Annotated in this window: 18 protein-coding genes; 3 read left to right on the top strand and 15 right to left on the bottom strand. The window is 77.2% G+C overall.

Features of this window, described 5'->3' with window-relative positions; genetic code table 11:
• The first annotated feature begins 99 nt into the window (after positions 1-99).
• A complete protein-coding gene (locus ACI79B_RS15325; protein ID WP_456928805.1) occupies positions 100-597 on the top strand; it encodes an Lrp/AsnC family transcriptional regulator in 498 nt (165 codons plus the stop codon).
• Between the two features lie 25 nt (positions 598-622).
• Here the strand turns inward: ACI79B_RS15325 and ACI79B_RS15320 are convergent, their stop codons facing one another.
• Complete coding sequence (locus tag ACI79B_RS15320; RefSeq protein ID WP_456928804.1) at positions 623-1,108, bottom strand: universal stress protein; 486 nt, start codon at positions 1,106-1,108, stop codon at positions 623-625.
• A 513-nt stretch (positions 1,109-1,621) separates the two neighbouring features.
• On the opposite strand from ACI79B_RS15320, the gene ACI79B_RS15315 reads away from it, so the two are divergent.
• On the top strand, positions 1,622-2,269 hold the full coding sequence (locus ACI79B_RS15315) for an ATP-binding protein (RefSeq protein WP_456928803.1): 648 nt from the start codon (positions 1,622-1,624) through the stop codon (positions 2,267-2,269).
• 32 nt (positions 2,270-2,301) lie between these two features.
• Here ACI79B_RS15315 and ACI79B_RS15310 read toward each other — a convergent pair whose 3' ends face one another.
• From ACI79B_RS15310 to ACI79B_RS15255, 12 genes are all read right to left on the bottom strand, one after another.
• The gene (locus ACI79B_RS15310; protein WP_456928802.1) at positions 2,302-2,679 is read right to left on the bottom strand and encodes an amphi-Trp domain-containing protein; all 378 of its coding nucleotides are present in this window, start codon (positions 2,677-2,679) and stop codon (positions 2,302-2,304) included.
• Between the two features lie 461 nt (positions 2,680-3,140).
• Positions 3,141-4,187: a glycoside hydrolase family 6 protein gene (locus ACI79B_RS15305; protein WP_456928801.1), complete on the bottom strand. Its 1,047-nt coding sequence runs from the start codon at positions 4,185-4,187 to the stop codon at positions 3,141-3,143.
• Positions 4,184-6,139 (bottom strand): radical copper oxidase GlxA, encoded by a 1,956-nt coding sequence (glxA, locus tag ACI79B_RS15300; RefSeq protein ID WP_456928800.1) that lies wholly within the window; start codon positions 6,137-6,139, stop codon positions 4,184-4,186. The genes ACI79B_RS15305 and glxA overlap by 4 nt, the downstream gene beginning before the upstream one ends.
• Positions 6,136-7,953 (bottom strand): glycosyltransferase family 2 protein, encoded by a 1,818-nt coding sequence (locus tag ACI79B_RS15295; protein ID WP_456928799.1) that lies wholly within the window; start codon positions 7,951-7,953, stop codon positions 6,136-6,138. The genes glxA and ACI79B_RS15295 overlap by 4 nt, the downstream gene beginning before the upstream one ends.
• A 352-nt stretch (positions 7,954-8,305) precedes the next feature.
• Positions 8,306-8,443, bottom strand: coding sequence for a hypothetical protein (locus ACI79B_RS15290; RefSeq protein ID WP_456928798.1), 138 nt, complete (start codon positions 8,441-8,443; stop codon positions 8,306-8,308).
• A 93-nt stretch (positions 8,444-8,536) separates the two neighbouring features.
• Positions 8,537-10,003: a serine/threonine-protein kinase gene (locus ACI79B_RS15285; protein ID WP_456928797.1), complete on the bottom strand. Its 1,467-nt coding sequence runs from the start codon at positions 10,001-10,003 to the stop codon at positions 8,537-8,539.
• 94 nt (positions 10,004-10,097) lie between these two features.
• The gene (locus tag ACI79B_RS15280; protein WP_456928796.1) at positions 10,098-11,255 is read right to left on the bottom strand and encodes an RNA polymerase sigma factor; all 1,158 of its coding nucleotides are present in this window, start codon (positions 11,253-11,255) and stop codon (positions 10,098-10,100) included.
• Entirely contained in the window at positions 11,252-11,659 is a 408-nt protein-coding gene (locus tag ACI79B_RS15275) for a YciI family protein (RefSeq protein WP_456928795.1), read from the bottom strand. Before ACI79B_RS15275 ends, ACI79B_RS15280 begins: the two co-directional genes overlap by 4 nt.
• 135 nt (positions 11,660-11,794) lie before the next feature.
• Complete coding sequence (locus ACI79B_RS15270) at positions 11,795-12,457, bottom strand: hypothetical protein (RefSeq protein WP_456928794.1); 663 nt, start codon at positions 12,455-12,457, stop codon at positions 11,795-11,797.
• On the bottom strand, positions 12,457-12,939 hold the full coding sequence (locus ACI79B_RS15265; RefSeq protein WP_456928793.1) for a hypothetical protein: 483 nt from the start codon (positions 12,937-12,939) through the stop codon (positions 12,457-12,459). The genes ACI79B_RS15270 and ACI79B_RS15265 overlap by 1 nt, the downstream gene beginning before the upstream one ends.
• Positions 12,936-15,392: a molybdopterin oxidoreductase family protein gene (locus ACI79B_RS15260; RefSeq protein ID WP_456928792.1), complete on the bottom strand. Its 2,457-nt coding sequence runs from the start codon at positions 15,390-15,392 to the stop codon at positions 12,936-12,938. The genes ACI79B_RS15265 and ACI79B_RS15260 overlap by 4 nt, the downstream gene beginning before the upstream one ends.
• Positions 15,393-15,493: 101 nt before the next feature.
• Positions 15,494-17,335, bottom strand: a complete 1,842-nt coding sequence (locus ACI79B_RS15255) for a GMC family oxidoreductase (RefSeq protein ID WP_456928791.1) — start codon at positions 17,333-17,335, stop codon at positions 15,494-15,496.
• A 181-nt stretch (positions 17,336-17,516) separates the two neighbouring features.
• On the opposite strand from ACI79B_RS15255, the gene fxsT reads away from it, so the two are divergent.
• Complete coding sequence (gene fxsT, locus ACI79B_RS15250) at positions 17,517-20,357, top strand: FxSxx-COOH system tetratricopeptide repeat protein (RefSeq protein ID WP_456928790.1); 2,841 nt, start codon at positions 17,517-17,519, stop codon at positions 20,355-20,357.
• Between the two features lie 30 nt (positions 20,358-20,387).
• Here the strand turns inward: fxsT and ACI79B_RS15245 are convergent, their stop codons facing one another.
• Positions 20,388-21,428 (bottom strand): zinc-binding dehydrogenase, encoded by a 1,041-nt coding sequence (locus tag ACI79B_RS15245; RefSeq protein WP_456928789.1) that lies wholly within the window; start codon positions 21,426-21,428, stop codon positions 20,388-20,390.
• Positions 21,429-21,440: 12 nt separating this feature from the next.
• Positions 21,441-22,361 carry a patatin-like phospholipase family protein gene (locus ACI79B_RS15240; protein ID WP_456928788.1) on the bottom strand — a complete coding sequence of 307 codons (921 nt, stop codon included), beginning with the start codon at positions 22,359-22,361 and terminating at the stop codon, positions 21,441-21,443.
• Positions 22,362-22,484: the final 123 nt, after the last annotated feature.

The following is a 22,484-nucleotide window of genomic DNA, read 5'->3' as shown; positions in this document are numbered from 1 at the left end:
TGCAACCCTGACCGCTGGTGCTGGTCCGGCTGCACCGCTGGCCCAGCGGACCGGCCCATCGACTGGGCAGACTGCGCAGCTCGCACCCCGGGAGGACGCATGCCGCTCGACGCGCTGGACGTCGCGGTGCTGGAGGCGCTGCGGGCGCACCCGCGCGCCGGCGCGCTGGAGTTGTCCCGGCTGCTCGGGGTGGCCCGGGCGACGGTCACCGCCCGCATCGCGCGCCTGGAGGAGTCGGGCGTGGTCACCGGCTACGGGCCGGACGTCGACGTCGCGGCGGCCGGGTTCGGCGTCCAGGCGTTCGTGACGCTGGAGATCGCGCAGGGCGCGATCGAGGCGGTCCGCGCGGACCTCGAGGCCATCCCCGGCGTGCTGGAGGCGCACGCGACGACGGGCAGCGGCGACGTGCTGTGCCGGGTGGGCGCGGCGTCGCACGAGGCGCTGCAGCAGGTGCTGGTCGACCTCAACCGGTCGCCGTCGGTGGTCCGGTCGACCAGCGTCGTCGCGCTGTCGGAGCTGGTGCCGCGGCGGACCCTGCCGCTGCTGCGGACCGGGGCCGCCCCGGACGCCGGCCGCTCCCGGATGCCCCGCGCCTGACCGCCGCCCCGGCGCCGGCGCGGCGTCAGGCGGTGGCCTCCCCGGCCGCCGCGGCCCAGGTGTGCCGGCGCCCGGTGCCGGTGCGGACCACCGTGACCGGGCACGGCGCGTGGTGGACCAGCTGGTCGCTGGTCGACCCCAGCAGCAGCCCGGCGAACCCGCCGCCGCCGCGGGCGCCGACGACGAGCAGGTCCGCACCGCCGGCCGCCTGCACCAGGGCCGCGGCCACCGGGCCGTGCACCGCGTGCGTGCGCACCCGCACCGCCGGGTCCAGGCCGGCCGCGGCGACGCAGCGCTCCAGGTCGTCGCGGACGGCCCGCTCGGAGTCCTCGAGCGGCGGCACGTAGCCCGGTTCCCAGGTCGCCGGACGCGGCGCGGTGGTCAGGCTCCACGCCCGCAGCACGTGCAGCGGAAGCCCGGTCCGCCCGGCCAGGCCGGCCGCCCACACCAGCGCCTCCTGGGCGCCGGCGGAGCCGTCGTGCCCGACGAGCACCCCTCCGTCGATGGTCACGGACTCGCACACCTCGGCCACCGGCCCGGTCCCTCCTCGCGATCGGCGCCCCGCACGGCGCCCGCCGGTCGCGGGCGGGCAGCGGCGCCGCGTGGGGCTGTCGCGGCGCCGTCACACGGGCAACTGCCCACCGGCCCGCGGAGTTCCGCGGACGGGGACCACGGACGTCCCGCGGCCCCCGCCGCGTCGCGCCGGTACTCAGACGGCCGGGCCGGTGGAGGCCGGCGTCGCCTCCTCGCCGTCCCGGTCCACGCGGGAGCAGGAGGCCTCCTCCAGCGCCGCCGGGCGAGGGTCTGCGGGGCGATGCCGAGGTCCTCGGCGACGGCGGCCGGGTGCGGCACGGGACGAGGTGCCGGTCCCGTCGGTGCGCTGACGTCGTCCCGCTCCCCGTGCGTGGGCGCGCCGCGGCGTGGGTACGCGGGCACCGTCAGGGAGCCGGGACGACACGGGTTCCGGCCGTGTCCGGCGGCGCGGGCGGGCGCCGGACACGGCCCGGCGCCGGGGACGGGACGCATGGACGGGACGACGTGGGCGCACCGGCCGCCGCCCGCCCCGAGCGCCCGGGCCGCCACGGTGTGGCGCGTGGAGGTGCGCACCGCCGCCGAGCTGACCCGGATGCGGCTGCGCGGTGCGCTGGCCGCCGACGGGCTGCCCGAGGGCACCGGTGAGCGGCTGCTGCTCGCGGTGGAGGAGCTCGTGTCCAACGGCCTGCGGCACGGGCGGCCGCCGGTGACCGCCGCCGTGACCGCCGACTGCGGCTGGCTGATCGAGGTGTCGGACGCGGCCGGCGACTGCCCGCCGGTCCCGGCGGTCGACCGGGACGCGGCGGCCGGCGGGATGGGACTGCCGATGGTGGCCCGGCTGTCGGCCGCGCACGGCTGGCACGCCGACGGCGACCGGAAGACCGTCTGGGCGTGGCTCGGCGCCCCCGCGCCGCCCGTGCTGCTGCCGCCCGAGCGGGTGGCGCGGGCCACCCAGCGGGCCCGCGAGCTCGGCGGGCTCCTGGCCGACACCGACACCCGGCTCGCCGCGACCTTCGACCGGCTGACCGCCGAGGCGACGGGGCGCGGCCGGGCCGACCGCGCCGACACCTACCGCACCGTCGCCCGGCGCATCCGGCGCGACGCGGCGCAGGGCCGGCGGGCCGCGCGCCGGCCCTGACCCCCCGCGCCGACCGCACCGCCCGCGCGCGGTCAGGCCGGCGACGGGCGGCGCTTGTCCGGCTTCGTCCGGGTCTCCGGTGCGTTCCGCGGCGCGGGAGGAGCCGGCTCCGCCCAGCTCTCCGCGGCGGTCGGCACCTCCGCGTCCGCGCGGTCCTCCTGCGACGCGGGGGCCGCGCCGCGCGAGGTCGGCCACTTCAGCTCGAGCTCCAGCTCGATCTCGTCGCCGTCGACCTCCACCTCCAGCTCGCAGCGGAGCCGGTCCCCGACCGACAGCTCGACGGTGCTGGTCCCCAGCCGGACAGCGACCTCGCCGTCGTCGGAGTCCAGCCCCTCCGCCAGCGACCGGAGGAGGCGGGCGACCTCCGGGCGGCTGAGCGTCAGTTCCTGCTCGATCTTCACGTCGGCCACGGCCCTCTCCGTCCTCCCGGGCGCGCCGCACGGTGCACCGCACCTGGGGACCACGGTGGCACGCCGGGCCGGTGGCGTCGACGGTCCCGGGACCCGGCATCCGGACGACCCGGTCCTCCACCCCTCCGGGATGAGTCCGCCACGGCGATCCGGCGGGACCGTGTCGGCCATGGACGACGCAGCAGTGCGTGTGGCCCCTCGCAGGAGCGACTCCAGGATCACGGGGTGGCACCGGGACGCGGCACGCTTCCTCGCCGGCTGCATCGGCACCGGGGCCGTGCTCGGGGCCGCGGTGGCCGCCGCACGCGGGCCGCACGACTGAGCCCGGGGGGGGTGCCGCGCCGGCGCCCGGCCGGACCGTGCCGTTCAGAGGCCGGCCGGCCCGTCGTCGTCCGGCCGCGTCCCGGCCCGCCCCTCCGGGTCGTCCCCGGCGGACGAGGCGCCGCCGACCGGCCGGGCGGCTACCCGGCCAGCAACCGGTCGGCGTACTCGGGGAACCACTGCCCGGCCGGCGGCTCACCCCGCCCGCACTCGCCGTCGGAGTCACCGGGCTGCTTGATCCACAGCAGCGCGTCGACCCGCTCGATGCCGGTGTCGGTCGTGGGCGGCTCCCCCAGCCGCATCCCCGGGGGGTTGCACCAGGCGGAGTGGTCGCCGTCGCCGCCGCCCGGCGGGGGGCCGGCGCCGTTGCGGCTGGTGTCGACGACGAAGTGCGCGCCGCCGACCCGGTCGGACAGCTGCGTGCCGTACGCCGCCGTCGCCTCGGTCGTCTCGAAGTTGCTGGTGTTCAGCGCGAAGCCGTCGGCCTCCTCGACCCCGGAGGCGAGCAGCGCGTCGGCGAGGGCGTCCTGGTCGTCGATCCAGCTGGCGTTGCCCGCGTCGACGTAGACGGCGGTCTCGGGCTGGCGCCCGAGGATGCGCACGGCCTCGCGCAGCATGCTGTAGCGCTCGTCGGCGGACTGGGAGCCGGCGCAGCCCTCCAGCGCGTGCGGGATGGCGTCGGGCTCGAGGACCACGACGGCCGGGGCGTCGCCGATGCCGGCCGCCAGCGAGCCCAGCCAGTCCAGGTACTCGTCGACGTCGGCGGCGCCTCCGGAGCTGTACTGGCCGCAGTCCCGCTGCGGCAGGTTGTAGGCCACCAGCAGCGGCACCCGCTCGACCTCCCGGGCCGCGGCGGTGAGCTCCCGCACGGTGCGGTAGGGGTCCACCCCACCGGCGAGCCAGGTGCCCGTCGGCCGGTCGGCGATCCGCCGCAGCCGCTCCGCCGTGGCCTCGTCGCCCCGCTCGGTGGCCGCCGCGACCGCCTGCCCGGCGGTGCTGGCCGGGTTGGTGTAGAGGACGTTCCAGGCCAGCGGGTTGCCCTCACCGCCGGGCTGGTCCAGCCCGGCGGGGCTGTCGGCGGGGGCGCCGGCCGGGGCCGGCGGGTCGCCCGCGCCGCAGCCGGCCAGCACGGCGACGGCGGCCAGCGCGGCCGCGATCCGGCCCCGCGTCGTCCGGCCCCGCCTCATCGGACCTGCACCCAGCGGGCCACCGACGGCACGCCGTCGGCGTCGACCAGGAAGAGCATGTACCAGCCCGCCGGGGTGAGCCCCTCGGCCGGGTCCAGCGTCAGCTGCAGGTCGCAGGCCGCCCCCTCGCCGGGACAGGGACCGGACACCTCCAGCGCGACCGACCGCTGCTCCACGTCGGTGACGTGCGTCACCGCCGACGGGCGCATGAGCCGGGCCGCGGTCACCGCACCGGTCGCCCGCACCGGGAACGTCGTGCCCCGCTCGACCTCGGCCGGCGCCCCCGTGACCCGCGGGCGCTCGCCGCCGGTGTGCAGGTACGGCGGGGTGTAGATCTCCACCCGCGTCTCGAACGTCCCCGGGCGCGTGTTCTCCGCGTCGGCGTACAGCGGGTCCGAGCCGAGCGTGACCACCCGGCCGTCGGGCAGCAGGAGCGCCTCGGAGTGGTAGTTGCGGCCGACCTCGTTGGGCGCGGCGGCGGCCATGGTGTTGGTGCCGGCGTCGTAGAGGACCGGGGTGTGGGTGTCGCTGTCCCCGTTGCCGCGGTAGCCGGTGCTGCCGCCGGTGAGCAGCACCCGGTCGTCGGGCAGGACCACCGTCGAGACGTACCGCGCCGGAGCGGGCAGGTCCGGCGCCGGGGTCCAGTGGGCGTCGTGGGTGTCGGCGTCGATGACGTCGACCCGCGCGGTGCTGCCCTCGCCCTCCCCGACCTCACCGCCGCCGGCGATGAGCACCTCCTGCTCCTGCGCGGGCGGCAGCAGCACCGACGACGACGTCTCGTTCATGTGCGGGTCGCGCAGCCCGGGCACCGGGTCGAAGGAGTTGTCCGTCAGGTCCCAGTAGCCGGGCGTGCGGCCCTCCGTGGCCGGGCCGTAGCCGGCGTTGGACGAGGTGTAGAACAGCCGGTCGTCGGCCAGCCGCAGCAACGCGGGGTAGGTCGGGAAGTAGCGGAACAGCTCGGGCCGCTCGCGCCACTGCCCGCTGGCCCGGTCGAACACCTCGACCTCGCCGGCCGAGGGGCGGCCGTACTCGTCGAGCCCGCTGACCGCCATGACGTCGCCGCCGGCCACCGGGACGAGCGTCGGGTACCAGCGGGAGTGGTTCAGGTCGCCGACCCGCTCGTAGCGCTCGGTGGTGACGTCGAAGACGTAGGAGTCGGGGATGCCGCGGTACTCCTGCTTGTCCAGGGTGATCGTGTCGGCGATGCCGTAGACGTCCTGGGCCTGCCGGCCGGCCAGCCCCTCGACGGCGAACTGCGCGCCGCCGCGGACGACGGGGTCCTCCCCCTCCTGCAGCGCCTCGACCCACACCGTCGTCTCCGACGCCGTGTGCATGGGCTCGCCGTCCATCACGTGCTGGACGGCGGGGGTGACCAGCGCCTGCGCCGTGGCCCGGTAGCGCTGCCCGTCCTCCCCGACGAAGACGGTGCCCTCCTCGAGGGTCGCCGTCAGGGTCGGGTCCTCGTTCTTGACGGTCATGACCCCGGCGGCGTGCGTGACGTCGTCGGCGAGCACCTCGTACCGGCTGGTGCCGCCGGCGATCAGGACGTTGCCGTCGGGCAGCTGCGCGTGGCCGCCGCAGAAGAGGTCCTCCGGCGTCTCGACGTGCTCGTAGGTGTCCGCGGCCGGGTCCCACAGCACGGTCTCGAAGGTCCCGGCGTCGAAGGAGGCCTGGTCGTTGCCGGACCCGGCGACGATGAGGACCTTGCCGGTGCGCAGCAGGACGGCGTGGACGGCCCGGACGCGGAACTCCTCCGGCAGCTCGACGGTCTCCCACGAGCCGTACCGCGCCGTGTAGTCGGGCCGGCTCTGCTGGTAGCCGGTGACCAGGTCGTCCACGGCCGCTCCGGCCACCTGCGCGTTCACGGTGCCGACGGCCAGTGCCGCGGTCGTGACGATCGCGACGTTGCGTGCGCGGCGGCGCCGGGGCGCCCTCCCGCCGAAGCCCTTCACCGCTGCTCTCCCCGGGTGCCTGTGGTGACCAGCTGCTGCTCGCCGGGCAGCGGTGGTGCGGGTGCGACGGTGTTGCCGCTGAAGCGGACGGTCTGCGGTGCGGTGGCGGGACGCGGCGCGGCGGCGGCCGGACGCGGCCGGCGGCGCTGCACGGCCCAGATGAGGACGGGCAGGAGGCAGGTGAGCAGCGCGAGCAGCGCCCAGCCGCGCATCGCCGGGTGGTCGTGGCCCAGCGGCACGGACGCGAGCAGCGCCGCGCCGAGCACGCCGCCCCAGGCGAGGTTCTTGCGGAACGTCGCGAGCCGGTCCGGGTTGCTGTCGTCGCCCTTCGGCGTGACCGCGAAGGGCACGTTCCGCCCCCGGACGGCGTCGGCCAGCGCCGTCACGTACACGGGCGCGGAGAGCACCGACACGAACATGCCCGACAGCCCCGAGGAGCCCTCCTCCTCGTGCGGCGACACGTTGTAGCGCCGGTTCCAGAAGTAGATGCCGACCTGCAGGGCGGCCGCGTTGACGTAGAGCACCGCCCACAGGTTCGCCGCCACGACCACGCCGCCCACCCCGGTGACGAGGTACAGGCACAGGTTGACCGAGCCGAGCACCCAGCTGACGGCGGCGGACGGGTAGTAGGACATCAGCAGCCCGTAGTGCAGGGCCCGCGCCGGGGACAGCCGGCGGACCCGCCGCCAGAACTGCCGCAGCACCACCTCGTCGGTGCCCCGGGCCCACCGGTTCTGCTGGACGAAGTAGTCGCTCCAGCTCGTCGGGCCCTCGCCCACGGCGAGCACGTCCGGGGTGTAGACGCTCTTCCAGCGCCGTCCGGTGTCGGGGTTGCGCGAGGAGTGGAGGACCAGCGACGTCGCGGTGTCCTCGGTGATGCTGTCGGCCAGGCCGCCGACGTCGGCGAGGGCCGAGAGCCGCACCGCGTTGTTGGTGCCCACGAACATCGCCGAGGTGCTGCGGTTGCCCGCCCGCTGCAGGACGGCGTGGAACAGGTACTGCTGCGACTCCGCGGCGCGGGTCGTGAAGTTGTCGTAGTTGCCGTAGACCTGCGGGCCGACGACGAAGGCGACGTCCGGGTCGCGGAAGTAGCCCATGAGCCGCTCGGCGATGTTCGGCAGCGGCGCGTGGTCGGTGTCCACGCTGATCCAGAAGTCGTACTCCTCGCCGTGCCGGGCGAGCCACGCGTTGTAGTTGCCGTGCTTGGTCCGGCGCCTGTGCGCACCGGACTCGGTGTTCCACGCGGCAACCCCGCGACGGCTGAAGTGCCGCACGCCCAGGCGGGCGCACATGGCCCTGATCCCGTCGTCGTCGCCCTCGTCGAGCAGCCACACGTCGAGCGGGCCGTCGTGCCGCACGCGCAGCGCGGCCCGCAGGGTGGTCTCGACCATCTCCACCGGCTCCTTGCCGGGGACGATCGTGGTGAGCAGCGCCAGCCGGGTGCCGGTCTCGGGCCGCACCGGGAGGGGGTCGTGCGCGTTCCAGGTGGCCAGCGCCAGCGTCACCACGTTGACCAGCCGCAGCACCTCGATGAGCCCGATGGTGACGACCATCGTGAGGCTCAGGTACCAGGTCCAGCCGACGGTGTCGGCCGGCCAGTGCGCGGGCCGGAGCAGCCACACCAGGAACAGCAGCTCCAGGACGATGGCGGCCGCGCTGATGACCAGGGCGCGCCCGCGCCGGCGGTCGCGCCGCACCAGCCGCTCGAACTGCACGGTGTAGCCCTCACCGGCCTCCCCGAGCGGGCCGGCCAGCGTGCTGTAGGCGTCGTACGGGTACTGCGGCGGCGCGCTGGCGCCGTCTCGGATTGCCACCGATCACTCCCACCGGCTCACCTGTCACCGGCGGCCTCGCTGGGGTGCGCCCCGGGCCGGGCAGGTCCTCCGGCGCTGCACCACGTGGAGCGGGAGGGGTCTCTCCCGCCGGAGCGACGGTACGGACCGACCCGCTCCTCGCGAGCGGCCTCCGCGGCTCCCGGCCTCGAGCCGGGACGGCGCGGTCTCCCCCTGTGCCCGACCGTTGACGAGGCGTGACGCGCGCGCCGCGGGAACGGCTGCCCGGCCCTCCCAAACACCGCTGCCGCATGGGCAGGAACACAGCACCGGCCGGCCGTCCCGACCGGCGTGTCGGGCCCAGCAGCGAGCGACGGCTCCGGGGCCGGGGCGGTCAGCCACGGCCGCGCCGCCTCCGGACCGTCCGCCACACCACGTAGCGGACCAGCCAGACGAGGGCCACGGCACCGGTGACCAGCAGGCCGGCGATCACCAGCAGGCGGCCGCTCAGGGGCGGCTTGGGCAGGGCCATGGGAGGAGCCTCCTCCCTCCCGGGCGGATCCGCCGGGGTCGCCGCCGCGGCGCCCGCGGGCCCGGGTCACCGGTGGGGCGGGGCGGACCGCCGTCAGCCCTCGCCGTCCCCCCCGCCGTCGCCGTCCTCCCCGCCGTCGCCGGCGGGTGCGCCCAGGGCGGCGCGCAGGTCCGCGACGGCGGCGCCCAGCGCGGCGGCGCCGTCCCCGGTGAGGCGGTCGTGGCGCCGGAGGTGGTCGAGGCGGCGCTCGAGGTCGTCGACCTCCCGCGCCACCCGGTCGGGGTCCTCCCGGCCCAGCGCGCGCTCGACGGCGGCCACCCGGCGGTCGACGTCGCGCCGTCCCCCGCCGGTCAGCGCGCCCCCCGCCTCGGCCTGCTCGACGGCCGCACGCAGCCCGGCCAGCGCCGACCGCACCGGGTCCGCCGCGGGCGCCGGGGCCGCGGGCGGGGTGGTCACCGGCGAGGTCGTGACGGCCGCCGGCGGCGGCACGGGCGGCGGGCTCGTGGCCGGCGCCGACGACGGGGTGGCCGCCGCGCCACCGTCCGGGGCCGCCGCGCCGCCCGCCGCCGTCTCGCTCCCCCCGCCGGTCAGCAGGGCGGCGGCCACGGCCAGGGCCCCGGCGCCCGCTCCCACGGCGGCCAGCAGGCGCACCGGGCGCCGTCGTCGCGGGGTGCCCTCCGCCGGGGGGAGGGACTCGGAGAGTGCGGGCCGCGGGAGCACCCGCGTCGGCGCGGGGCCGGGTGCGTCCGGCGCTCCCTCGAGCGCAGCGGCCGCCTCCGCGGCCGTCGGCCGGGCGGCGGGGTCCTTGGCGAGCATCCGGCCGAGCAGCCGGTCCACCGCGGCCGGGGTGTCCGGCCGCAGGGGCACGGCCGAGGGGACCGGCGCGTGCAGGTGCTGGGCGAGGACCGCCACGCCGTCGGCCTCGAACGGCGGGCGGCCGGTCAGCAGGGTGAACAGCGTCGCGCCCAGGCCGTAGAGGTCGGCCTCCGGGCCGGCCGGCGCCCCGGCGACGACCTCCGGGGCGAGGAACGGCGTGCTGCCCAGCACGAGCCCGGTGCCGGTCAGCGGAGCGGCGCCGGGGCCGCCGTCGGCCAGCCGGGCGATGCCCAGGTCCACCAGCACGCAGGAGCCGTCCGCGGCGAGCACGAGGTTGGCCGGCTTGACGTCCCGGTGCACGATGCCCGCGGCGTGGGCGGCGGCCAGGGCCTCGGCGGCCTGCCGGCCGTACCGGGTGACGTCGGCGACCGGGAGGGGCCCGTCGCGGCCGAGGAGGGACTGCAGGTCGGGGCCCGGCAGCAGCGGCATGACCAGCCAGGCGGCCGCCGCGTCGACGCCGACGTCGAAGACGCTCACCACGTGCGGGTGCTCCAGCGCGGCCAGCGCCCGGGCCTCGCGGCGGAAGCGGGACGTCCCGGCGCGGTCGGCGACGGCGGGGTCGAGCACCTTGACCGCGACCCGGCGGCCGAGGGCGACGTCGGTGGCCGCGTGGACGGTGCCCATGCCCCCGCGGCCCAGCACGCCGTCCAGCCGGTACCGGCCGCCCAGCGTCGTCCCCTCCACCCGCACCTCCCTCGTCGCCGCGGGCCGGGACCGGCCCCGTCCGAGGATGCCCGGCGGTGGCGGCGGGTGGGCGGCGCAGCGCCGGTCGGTGCCCTCAGCACCCACGGCCGGCGTGGAGCCGGGCGGCCTGGCGCAGCAGGTGGTCGCGCTCGGCGAGGTCGGTCGCCCTCGCGGCCGCCTCGGCGTACAGCCGCGCCGCCGTCGCGAGGTCGCCGTCGCGCTCGTGCAGGTACGCCGCGACCGCGGTGTGGCGGGGCAGGTCGTCGTCCAGGACCGCGAGCGCCGCCAGGCCGGCGCGGGGCCCGTCGGCCTCGCCGACGGCCACCGCCCGGTTGAGCCGGACGACCGGGCTGCCGGTCAGGCGGACGAGCTCGTCGTACCACTCGACGATCTGCACCCAGTCGGTCTCCGCGGCGGTGGGCGCGTCCGCGTGCAGGGCCGCGATGGCGGCCTGCGCCTGGTACTCCCCCAGCCGGTCCCGGGCGAGGGCCGCCTGGAGGATCGCGACGCCCTCGGCGACCATCCCGGTGTCCCACCGGCTCCGGTCCTGCTCGGCGAGCGGCACCAGGCTCCCGTCGGGCGCGGTCCGGGCGGGGCGCCGGGCGGAGTGGAGCAGCATGAGGGCCAGCAGCCCCGCCACCTCGGGGTGGTCGATCACGGCCGCGAGCTGCCGGGTGAGCCGGACGGCCTCGGCGGCGAGGTCGACGTCGCCGGAGTAGCCCTCGTTGAACACCAGGTAGAGGACGCGCAGCACGGTCGCGACGTCGCCCGGCCGGTCGAACCGCACGCCGGAGACGGTGCGCTTGGCCCGGCTGATGCGCTGCGCCATCGTCGCCTCGGGCACCAGGTAGGCCTGCGCGATCTGGCGGGTGGTCAGCCCGCCGACGGCCCGCAGCGTGAGCGCGACCGCCGACGACGGGGTCAGCGACGGGTGGGCGCACAGGAAGTAGAGGTGCAGCGTGTCGTCCGCGCCGGGCACGGGCCCGGGCGCGGGCTCCTCGTCGACGACGTCCTCGCGCCGGCGGCGGGCGGCGTCGGCCCGGGTCGCGTCGAGGAACCGGCGCCAGGCCACGGTGACCAGCCAGCCCTTCGGGTCCCGCGGCGGGTCGGCCGGCCAGGTGCGGACCGCCTCCACCAGCGCGTCCTGCACGGCGTCCTCGGCCGCCGCGAAGTCGGCTCCGCGGCGGACGAGGACGCCGAGCACGCTGGGGGTGAGGCTGCGCAGCAGGACCTCGTCCAGCGGGGCGGTCATCCCTCGATGGTGGGCGGCGCGCCCAGGAAGGGACGCACCTCGAGCCACTCGTGGATCGGCTCCCCGCCCGCACCAGGGGCGGCCGACAGCTCCCCGGCCAGCTCGACGGCGCGCTCCTGGCTGTCGACGTCGATCACCATCCAGCCGGCGATGAGGTCCTTGGTCTCGGCGAACGGGCCGTCGGTGACCGGCGGGCGCCCCTCGCCGTCGTACCGGACCCACATCCCCTCCGGGGACAGCGCCTGCCCGTCGACGAACTCACCGGTCCCCTCCAGCCGGGCCGCGAAGTCCTCCATGTACCGCACGTGGGCGGAGATCTCCTCCGGCGTCCACTTCTCCATCGGGACGTCGTTCACCGCCGCCGGGGCGCCGCGGTAGTGCTTGAGCAGCAGGTACTTGGCCATCGTGGTCCCTCCTCGGTGGTGCGGCCCATCCTGGCCGCTCGCACCCCGGGGACGGAGCCGGTCCCGCGTTCTCGACATCGCCCTCCAGGTCCTCCGGCGCGGGCGGGTGTGCGGAGAGCAGGACGACCTCGACGGTCAGAGCTGGGGCCGGACGCCGGCCTCCGCCGCCAAGTCGTCCGCGCCGAGGGGCGCCTCCCCGCGGACGGCGGAGCGCCCGGCGCCGTGCCGGCCGAGCGGGAGGACCGTGCGCCGCTCGCTGCCCTCGAGCTCGAGGGCCAGCGCCGCGTACAGCGCCAGAGCGCCGAGCACCAGACCCACCCAGCCCGCGGCCGTCTCCCAGGCGGCCGAGCCGGTGAGCTCGTACGCCCCGGTGACGGCGAACCGGATCCCGGCCAGGCACATGACCGCCGCCGGGACCAGCTTGCTCGCCGCGGCCGAGATCGCCGGCACCTGCATGGCCACCGCAGCGGTGAGCAGCAGGACGCCGAGCCCCGCGCTGGTCGCCCCCGGCGGTGAGGTGAGGGTGGTGAGACCGACCACGCCCCAGGTGCCGGTCAGCACGCCCATGCCGGTGGCGGCCACCGGGTCCCGGGCGGTGAACCCGACCACCGCGGCCAGCAGCTGCAGCGGCACGGTGGCCGCCAGGGCGGTGAGCGCGGCGACCCGGCCCTCGGCCGGCGGCACCCAGCCCAGCTGGACGGCGGCGAAGACGGTGGTGGCCAGGGCCAGCGCGAGGAAGCCCAGCGGGAGGGGCGTCGCGACCGGCCGGAGGACGACGCGGGTCTGCGGGGCGTCCATCAGCTCACCAGCGCCTGGGTCGCGGACTCCTTGAGCTTGGCGTTGGCCCACCGCATCTGCCGCAGCGTGTCCGGGTGGCAGCGCTCCGCCAGTTGCAGCAGCTCCCGCTTGCGCGCCCCCTGCGCGGCCTGGGCCAGCAGTTCCCAGTCCAGCGAGACGCCGGCCGCCTCGCGGTGCACGTGGCGGAGGTCGGCGAGCAGCAGCAGGCCGGGCTCGGGGCGGCGGCCGAACAGGTCCGCCGCCGCCTGCCGCACCGTCTCGAGGATCCCGGGGTCGCCCGGCGGCTCCGGGTCCAGGTCGACGCCGAAGGCGGCGCCGGCGCGGGCCAGCTCGGTGACGTGCCGCTGGGACCAGCGGGCGATGTCACGGGCGACGTGGAAGACCTCGTGGTCGGCCGCGTGCCGGTCGGAAACCGCGAGCAGGACCCGGGCGAGGTGGTTCTCGGCCCGGTGCAGCTCCTCGACGGCCAGTCCCAGCTTCACCGCACGCCTCCCGCCGCCTGCTGCTCGACCGCCTCGGCCGCGCTGCCCCCGCGGGTGGGCGGCACGTCGCCGGAGACCGGCCGCGACCCGGTGGTCGTGGGGGCCGGGGAGGGACCGGTGCCCTCCGCCAGCCGGGTGACCGCGGCGGCCGCGGTCTTGAAGATCGGCTGCTTGGAGCAGGGGTCCCAGTCGGTGGGGGTCAGCTCGTTGGCGGCCCGGCCGCGGCCGTCCGGCGCGGAGCCGCCCGGCTCGTCCCAGTAGCCGTAGTGGAACGGCAGGAACACCACCCCCGGCCGGATGCCGCTGACGCGCAGCCGGCCCTCGACCGCGCCGCGCGGGGTGCGGACCTCCAGGAGGTCGCCCTCGCCCCAGCCGCGGTCGGCGGCGTCGGACGCGGAGACCTCCACCCAGACCTCGGGGGCGGCGGCCTGCAGCTGCGGCGCCCGCCCGGTCTTGGTCCGGGTGTGGAAGTGGTACAGCGTGCGGCCGGTGATCAGCTGGAACGGGAAGTCCTCGCTGATCACCTCGTGCGGGGGCAGGTACTCGGCGGCCTTGAGCACGGCCTTGCCGGTGGGGTTGAGCGCCCGGTACTCGGTCTCGTCCAGGGGCGCGCCGGTGACCAGGTCGCGGCCGTAGCTCTCGCAGTAGGAGGGCTCGGCCCAGAACTGCCCGTCGACGTAGATGTGCTCGGTGCCGTCGGGGTGTTCGTCGTTGCACGGCCACTGGATGCCGCTGCCGCCGCGCAGCTTGTCGTACGACAGGCCGGTGTAGTCGCACGGCCGCCCGCGGCTGCACTCCTTCCACCCCTCGAAGGCGCCCTCCGGGTCGGTCCACGTGATCAGCGGGGCGCCGTCCTTGTCCCGGAGGTCCAGCCGGCGGGCGAGGTCGATGAGGATGTCCAGGTCGGGGCGCGCCTCGCCGGGCGGGTCGACCGCCTTCTCCGACAGGTGCACGGTCCGGTCGACGTTGGTGAAGGTGCCGGTCTTCTCCCCCCACGTGGCCGCGGGCAGGACGACGTCGGCCAGCCGGGCCGTCTCGGACAGGAAGATGTCCTGCACCACGAGGAACAGCCGGTCCTGGCTCAACAGCTCCCGGACCCGCCGCAGCTCCGGCAGGGACACCGCCGGGTTGGTGCAGGTGACGTAGAAGAACCGGATCGAGCCCTCCTCGATGTAGCGCAGCTGCTGCATGACGTGCGTCGGCGGTGAGTAGTGCGGGATGTCGAGCGGGTCCACGTTCCACACCCGCGCGAGATCGGCGACGTGCGCGTCGTTGGACCAGTTCCGGAAGCCGGGCAGGTCGCCGTCGGCGCCGGCCTCGCGGGTGTTCTGCGCCGTGGGCTGACCGTTCATCTGCAGCAGGCCGCAGCCTGGCCGCCCGAGCATGCCGCGCAGGACGTGCACGTTGTTGACCTGGACGGCGGCCGCGGTGGCCTGGTGGGACTGGTAGAAGCCCTGCAGCACCGTGGACAGCAGCCGCTGCGCGGTGCCGATGAGCCGGGCGGCCTCCCGGATCCGCTCCGCGGGGACGTCGCACACCCCGGCGGCGACCTCGGGGGTGTAGTCGGCGACGCGCTCCGCCAGCTCCTCGTAGCCGACCGCGTGCGCCTCGACGTAGCCGGAGTCGACCCAGCCGTTGCGCACGATCTCGTGCAGCAGGGCGTTCATCAGCATCACGTTGGTGCCCAGGCGCGGGGCCAGGTGGACGGTCGCCGCCCGGGCCACCGGCGTCTCCCGCGGGTCGACGCAGACGACCGCCGGGGGGTTCGGGCCCGCCAGGCGGTCCAGGACCCGGGTCCACAGCACCGTCTGCGTCTCGGCCATGTTGTGCCCGTACAGGCAGATGACGTCGGCGGAGTCCACGTCGGTGTAGCTGCCGGGCTGGCCGTCGGAGCCGAAGGTCTCCTTGAGCGCGGCCGCGGCGGTCGCGGTGCACAGCCGGGTGTTGCCGTCGACGTGGTTGGTGCCGATGCCGCCGTGGGCGATCAGGCCCAGCGTGTAGTACTCCTCCAGGAACAGCTGGCCGGTCGTGTAGAAGCCGATCGCGCTGGGCCCCTGCTCGTCGAGCAGCTCCCGGCAGCGGCCGGCGACGGCGTCCATCGCGGTGTCCCAGTCGGTCTCGACCAGCTCGCCGTCCCGGCGGACCAGCGGCCGGGTCAACCGGTCCGGGGAGTTGTTGGCCTGCCAGCCGAACAGGTCCTTGGGTCCCAGCCGGCCGTGGTTGACCCGGTCCACCGCGCGCCCCCGGACCCCGACGATGCGGCCGTCCTTGACCGCGATGTCCAGCCCGTCGCCGTTCGAGTGCAGGATCGTCGCCGACTGCACCCACCGGTCGACGTCGTCCTCGGTCAGCCCGTCGGCCAGGTACGCGTCCACGCGGGTCGGCCAGGTCTCCCCCGGCCCGTACGGGGTGCGGGTCCCCCACGGCTCGGCGATGCGGTCGATGCGGGCCATCGCGGCTCCTCCCTGGCGTGTCCGGCCGCCGCGGTGGCGGGTCTCGTCCCCGGTACCCACACGGGTGCGGCGACGCCCGTGACGTCACCGGGGGCGGCGTGTCACGCGCCGACGAACTCCCGGAGCGCGACGCCGTGCTCGCGCGCGATCAGCTCGGCCGCCTTCTCGCCGATCATGATCGCGGCGGCGTTCGTGTTGCCGCTGACCACGTTCGGCATGACGCTCGCGTCCGCGACGCGCAGCCCGCCGACGCCGAGGACGCGCAGCCGGGGGTCGACGACCGACCCGATCCGGCAGGTGCTCGTCAGGTGGTAGACGGTGAACGCGTAGTGGCGCGCCAGGTCGGCGATCAGCTCGTCGCTCGGGACGTCGCCGCGGGTGTGGCCGTGCGCCTCGGCCAGCCGCCGCGGCAGCAGGAGGTCGCCGATCTCGTGCTCGCGCCGCATCCGGTCCACGACGTCGAGCGCGCGGCGCACCACCGCGGTCATCACGGCGACGTCGTGCGGGTCGGTGAGGTAGTTCATCCGGATGTCGGGCGGGGCCAGCGGATCGGCGCCGGCCAGGCGGATCTCCCCTTCGCTGTGCGGCTGCACCGGGTTGGCGAGCACGAAGAGGTTCTCGGCGGTCGGCGACAGGTCGACGGCCGGGTCGGCGAAGTACTCCGCCGCGTCGACGTGCAGGCAGGAGTCCCAGATGCCGACGTCGTAGCCGCACACGAAGACCGCGAGCTGCGCGTCGTGGGTGTGCTCGTCCCCGAGGCCCGTCGAGAACCAGGCCCCCGCGTCGTAGAGCGACGAGGACGCCAGCCCGCTGCCGGTCGTGAACCACTCGGTGAGCCGGCGCTCCGCCTCCGCCTTGAGCTCCTGCAGCTCCGGCGGCAGGGACGCGTCGTCGGCCGGGTCGGCCGGCAGCGGACCGGCCGGCGCCCGCAGCGCGTCCGGCCCCAGGGCCACGCGCACGGTGGCCATCGGGACGCCCAGCCCCGGTGCCGGGAACATCAGCCCCACCTGCAGGTGGTCCTTGAGGTGGCGGCCCACCTCGGGGGCGTCGACCAGGCACCGGACGCCGAGGGACTCCAGCTGCTCGCGCGGCCCGACGCCCGAGAGCAGGAGCAGCTGCGGCGACCCGACCGCGCCGGCGCTGAGGACCACCTCGCGGCCGGCCTCGACCACCTCGGTGGTGCCGGCGGCGGTGACGTACTCGACCCCGGTGGCCCGCAGGGCACCCGGCTCGCCCGAGAGGAGCACGCGGGTGGCCCGGGCGTGCGGGATCACCGTCAGGTTCGGCCGCTGCTCGGCCTCGCCCTCGAGGAACGCGTGGTAGGTGCTCGAGCGCATGCCGTGCTTCGTGGTCGTCTGGAACAGCGAGACGACGCCGGCCGGGCCGCCCCGGTCGCGGCCGTTGTAGTCACCGAGCGGGATGCCGGCGGCGACCGCGGCGTCGACGAACGCCTGCGCCCCCGGGAGCACCGGGCTGCGGACCGACACCCCGAGCGGCCCGTCCGTGCCGTGGGCGGGCAGGTCGAGCGGGAGGACCTCGCTCGGCACCAGCCCCTCGCTCTTCCGGAAGTAGGGCAGGACGTCCGCGAAGCCCCAGCCGTCGGCTCCCCCGGCGGCCCAGGCGTCGAAGTCCCCCGGGTGGCCGCGCACGTAGGCCATGTAGTTGATGCCCGACGAGCCGCCGAGCATCCGGCCGCGGGGCACCATCATCCGGCCGCCCCGCAGCCCCCTGCCGCAGGCGCCCGCGTCGGCGGTGAGCATCCAGTCGGTCTCGGGGTCCGCCTGCAGGACCGGGCAGGCGGCCGGCACCAGCTCGGCCGCCGGGGGCCGACCCCCGGCCTCGACCAGCGCCACCCGGACGTCCGGGTCCTCCGACAGCCGGGCGGCGACCACCGCCCCGGCAGAGCCACCGCCCACGACGACGAAGTCCACGCTGCCCGCCATCGCGCGACGGTAGTACCGGCACCCGGGCGCCGACAGGGCGTCCGGCCGCGGGACCCCCGGCACCCCCCACCGGCCGGCGTCGGCCGGCCGGCCCGGTCGTAGGTCCCTGCCCGACACCTGCCGGGATCCCTACCCTCCGGGACAGGCCGACCGTCGAGGGGAACGACCGGGGAGGTCGGGGATGGCCGAGGAGCGGACCGTCGCGGAGCCCCCGCGGCCCGGCGACGGCGTCCTGCCCACCGGCACCGTCACCTTCCTGTTCACCGACATCGCGGGCTCGACGGCGCTCCTGCGGCAGGACCGGGACGGCTACGCGGCGGCCCTCGCCGACCACCGGTGCCTCCTGCGGGCGGCGTTCGCGGCGCACGAGGGCTGCGTGGTCGACACCCAGGGCGACGCGTTCTTCGTGGCCTTCCCGACCGCCGGCCAGGCGGTGGCCGCCGCGGCGGAGGCGCAGCGGGCCCTGGCCGCCCACGCCTGGCCCGGCCGCACGCCGGTCCGGGTGCGGATGGGCCTGCACGCCGGCGAGGCGCGCCTGTTCGCCGGCAGCTACGTCGGGCTCGCCGTGCACCGGGCCGCCCGCATCGCCGCGCTCGCCGCCGGCGGCCAGGTCCTGCTCTCCGAGTCGGTCGTGGCGCTGCTCGACGAGCACCTGCCGGCCGGGCTCGCGCTGCGGTCCCTCGGCGAGCACCGGCTCAAGGACTTCCCCCGGCCGACCCCGCTGCACCAGCTCGACGTCTCCGGCCTGCCGACGGACTTCCCCCCGCTGCCGGCGGCGGGAGCGGGCTCCCGCCCCGTGCGCCCGGCCGGCGACCGGGTCTGGAACCTGCCGGCCCGCAACCCCCACTTCACCGGTCGCTCCGAGCAGCTGGCGGAGCTGCGGCGCCGGCTCCGGGCGGGTGAGGCCACGCTCGTGGTGCAGGCGCTGTACGGGCTGGGTGGCGTGGGCAAGACCCAGCTGGCGCTCGAGTACGCCCACCGGTACGCCGCCGACTACGACGTCGTGTGGTGGGTCGACGCCGAGCAGGCCGTGCTGGTCCCGGACCAGCTCGCCGGCCTCGCCGCCCGGCTGGGGCTGCCGGCCGGGGCCACCGTCGCCGACACGGTGGACCGCCTGCTGGCGGAGCTGCGCGGCCGGGACCGGTGGCTGCTGGTCTTCGACAACGCGGAGCGGCCCGCCGACGTCGCCGGCTACCGGCCCGACGGCGCCGGCCACGTGCTGATCACGTCCCGCTTCCCCGCCTGGGGGCCCCTCGGCGGCCGGCTGGAGGTCGACGTCCTCACCCGGCCGGAGACCGTCGCGCTGCTCCGTGCCCGGATGCCGGGCCTGGGGGCCGGGACCGCCGACGCGCTCGCCGCGGAGCTCGGCGACCTGCCGCTCGCGGCGGCCCAGGCCGCCGCCTACCTGGAGCAGACCGACCTGCCGCCCGAGGACTACCTGCGCCGGTTCCGCACCCGGCGCGCCACCCTGCTGGCCCGCGGCGACGTGCTCGGCTACCACGGGCGGATCGACACCACGTGGGCGCTGTCGCTGGAGCGGCTGCGCGCCGAGGACCCGGCGGCGGTGCAGCTGCTGGAGCTGGCCGCCTCCCTCGCCCCCGAGCCCGTCCCGGCCGGCCTGTTCGCCGACCACCCCGAGCTGCTGGAGGAGCCGCTGCGGGACGCCGCGGCCGACCCGGACGCCCTGGACGACGCCATCGGGGCGGCGGTCGGCTACTCGCTGGCCCGCCGCCACCGCGACGGCTTCCAGGTCCACCGCCTGGTGCAGTCGGTGATCCGCCTCCAGCTCCCACCCGACCGCCGGCAGGCCGTCGCCGACCGGGTGGTGGCCCTGCTGGCCGCCGACTCCCCCGGCCACCCCCAGGACCCGGCCGGCTGGCCGGTGTTCGCCCGGCTCGTCCCGCACGTGCTCGCCACCGCCCCGCTCGGCGACCGCTCGCCCGCCGGCCGCCGGCTGGTCCTGGACACCGCCCGCTACCTGCAGGCCCGGGGCGACACCGCGGCCAGCCGCTCGGTGGGCGAGGCGCTGCTCGACCGCTGGCGGGCGGTCCTCGGCCCCGACCACCCCGACACCCTGACCGCGGCGAGCGGTCTCGCCCTCGCCCTGAACCAGCTGGGCGACGCCGGGGCGGCGGCCGCGCTCGCCCAGGACACGCTGCAGCGCTGCCACCGGGTGTTCGGGCCCGACCACGTCCGGACCCTCTGGACGGCGACCACGCTGGCGCTGGACTTCCTCCAGCTGGGGCGGGTGCACGCCTCCCGCGGGCTGACCCACGACGTCCTGCGGCGCAGCCTCCGCCTCTACGGCCCGGACCGGCCGACCACGCTCCTGGCCGCGGGCGGCCTGACCATCGCCCTGGCCGAGCTGGGCGACGTCGGGCCGGCCCGGGAGCTGGGGCAGGACACCCTGCGGCGCTGCCGGCAGGTGTACGGCGAGGACCACGCCACCACGCTGCTGGCGGGGACCGCCCTGACCATGGCGCTGGTCTCGGTCGGCGACGTCGGGCCGGCCCGGCAGCTGGGGCAGGACACCCTGGAGCGCTGCCGGCGGGTGCTGAGCCCCGACAACGCCGTCACCCTCCTGGACGCCGACGCCGTGGTCCTCGCCCTGGCCCTGTCCGGCGAGGCGGGGGCCGCCCGCGCGCTGGGCCGGGACGTGCTGCAGCGCAGCCGGGGCGTGTACGGCCCGGACAACGTCATCACCCTGTACGCGGCCGCGCCCCTGGCCGTCGCCCTGGTGCAGCTGGGCGAGGCCGGGGAGGCCCGGGCCCTCGCCGAGGACACCCTCCGGCGCTGTCACCGGGTGCTGGACCCCGACCACGGCGTGACCGCGCTGGCGGCCGCGGCGGTGGTCCTCGCGGGCACCCGGCCGGGTGGGGCACCGCCGGCCGGAGCGGTGGACGACGCGCTGCAGCGCTGCCGCCGGGCGCTGGGTCCCGGTCACCCGCTCACGCGGTCGGTCGAGGAGGCCGCCGGCGGGGCCGCACCCCCGGGCCCGTCCGCGGAGGCCGGAGCCGGGTAGCCGCCGCCGGACGGGCGCCCGGGCCGAGGGTCAGCGGGCGGGGTCGACCACGGTGATCCCGGCGACCGTCGTCCGGTCGAACACGGGCAGCAGGGCCGCCGCCCCGTCGAGGCCGATGGTCCGCTCGACCAGCCGCTGCGGCTGCAGCGAGCCCTGCTCGACGAGCGCCATCATGGCCGGGTAGTCGGCCGCGGCCATGCCGTGGCTGCCCAGCAGGTCCAGCTCCCAGCCGATCACCCGCGCCATCGGGACCCGCGGGTGGCCGTCGACCGGCGGCAGCAGCCCCACCTGCACGTGGCGTCCCCGCCGGCGCAGGCTCAGGACCGAGTCCGCGCAGGTCTGCTCGCTGCCCACGGCGTCGACGGCGACGTGGCTGCCGCCGGAGGTCAGCTCCGCGACGGCGGCCGGGACGTCGCGGCCGTCGGCACGCACCGTGTGCTCCGCGCCGAGAGCGGCGGCGACGGCGAGGGCCTCGGGGTTGCGGTCCACCGCGACCACCCGGGCCCCCAGCGCGCGGGCGATCGCCACCGCGCTCAGGCCGACGCCGCCCGCGCCCACCACGGTGACCCACTCCCCCTCGCCGACCCGCGCGCGGGCGACCAGGGCGCGGTAGGCCGTGGCGAACCGGCACCCCAGGCTCGCCGCGCTGGCGACGTCGATCCCGTCGGGGACGCGCACCAGGTTGGTGTCCGCGGCGTGCAGGGCGACGTACTCGGCGAAGGACCCCCAGTGGGTGAAGCCCGGCTGCTGCTGGTCCGGGCAGACCTGCGCCTCCCCGGCCCGGCACCACGCGCAGCGACCGCAGCCGCAGACGAACGGGACGGTCACCCGGTCCCCCGCCTGCCAGCGGGTGACCTCCGCCCCGACCTCGACCACCACCCCGGCGAGCTCGTGCCCCGGCACGTGCGGGAACACGACCTCGTCGTCGTGCCCGGCCCAGGCGTGCCAGTCGCTGCGGCACATCCCGGTGGCCAGCACCCGCAGCACCACCCCGCCGGGCGGGGCCGTGGGCTCGGGGACGTCCCGCACCTGGGGCCGGGCCCGGACCGAGTCGACGACGACGGCGCGCACCGGCACATGCTGTCAGGCGTCTCGCCAGGACCCGGTGAGCCGCCCGGCGAGCGCCCGGCCCTGGTCGTGGCCGGCCCGGGCGGCGGGCGGGCGCAGCGCCGGGTCCATCGCGTGCGCGCCGAACAGGTGCTCGGCGTCGCCGTCCGGGACGACCGTCTCGACCCTGCTGCCGCCGGCGCGCAGCGCCTCGACCTGTGCCGCCAGGTGGGTGCCCCACCCCGGCGGGTGCCGCGACCTGCCGCCGAGCGGTGCCAGGACCAGCACCCGCCCGTACCCGGCGGCCAGGTCGGCGTTCTCGACGGACCGGTAGCCGCCGTCGATGTACCGGCGGTCGCCGATGCGGTAGGGCGGGCCGCCGGCGGTGCTCACGGCGACGGCGTCGACCAGCTCGACCCCGCTGTGGCGGTCGAACACGACCGGTGCACCGGTGTGGGCGTCGACCGCCGTGACCAGCACCGCTCGCTCCGGCCAGCGCCCGCTCGGCAGCCGGGCGGCGACGGTGGCGCGCCACCGCGCCGACCCCGAGCCGTCCGACGCCGCGTCCACCTCGAGCGCCGCCGCACCCATCCGGCGGCGCATGTCGGCGGCGTCCTCGGCGGCGGCGATGACCCGGCCCGTCCTCGCCAGGTGGTCGGCCACCGGCCCGAGGGGGACGCGCCCGGCGTCGGGCCCGGCCGGACCGGTCCGGAGCGGGGGCGCAGCGGCGAGGACGGCGGCGAGCAGGTCGGGCGGCGCCGCGCCGGTGATCTGCGCCGCCGCGGTCGCCCCGGCCGACGTCCCGATGACCAGGTCGGCACCGGTCACGTCCAGTCCGGCGTCGAACAGGCCGGCGACGACGCCGATCAGCCAGGCGTTGCCGGTCGATCCGCCGCCGCCGAGGACCAGCGCCCGCCCGCCCGCGGCGGGCCGGGGTGGAGGAGGTGTGGTGGTCATGGGAGTCGCCTCTCGCGGGTTGCGTGGCGGGGCGCTCCGGGGGGCGACTACCTCGGTCGCGTGGTCGTGGACTGCAGGGGAGCACCCACTGCGGACACTGCGCTCACGGGTCTCACCTCCTGC

Source organism: Geodermatophilus sp. SYSU D00879 (assembly GCF_054050375.1).
The sequence above is the reverse complement of the archived record's forward strand: the minus strand, read 5'-3'. Positions and strand labels throughout refer to the sequence as shown.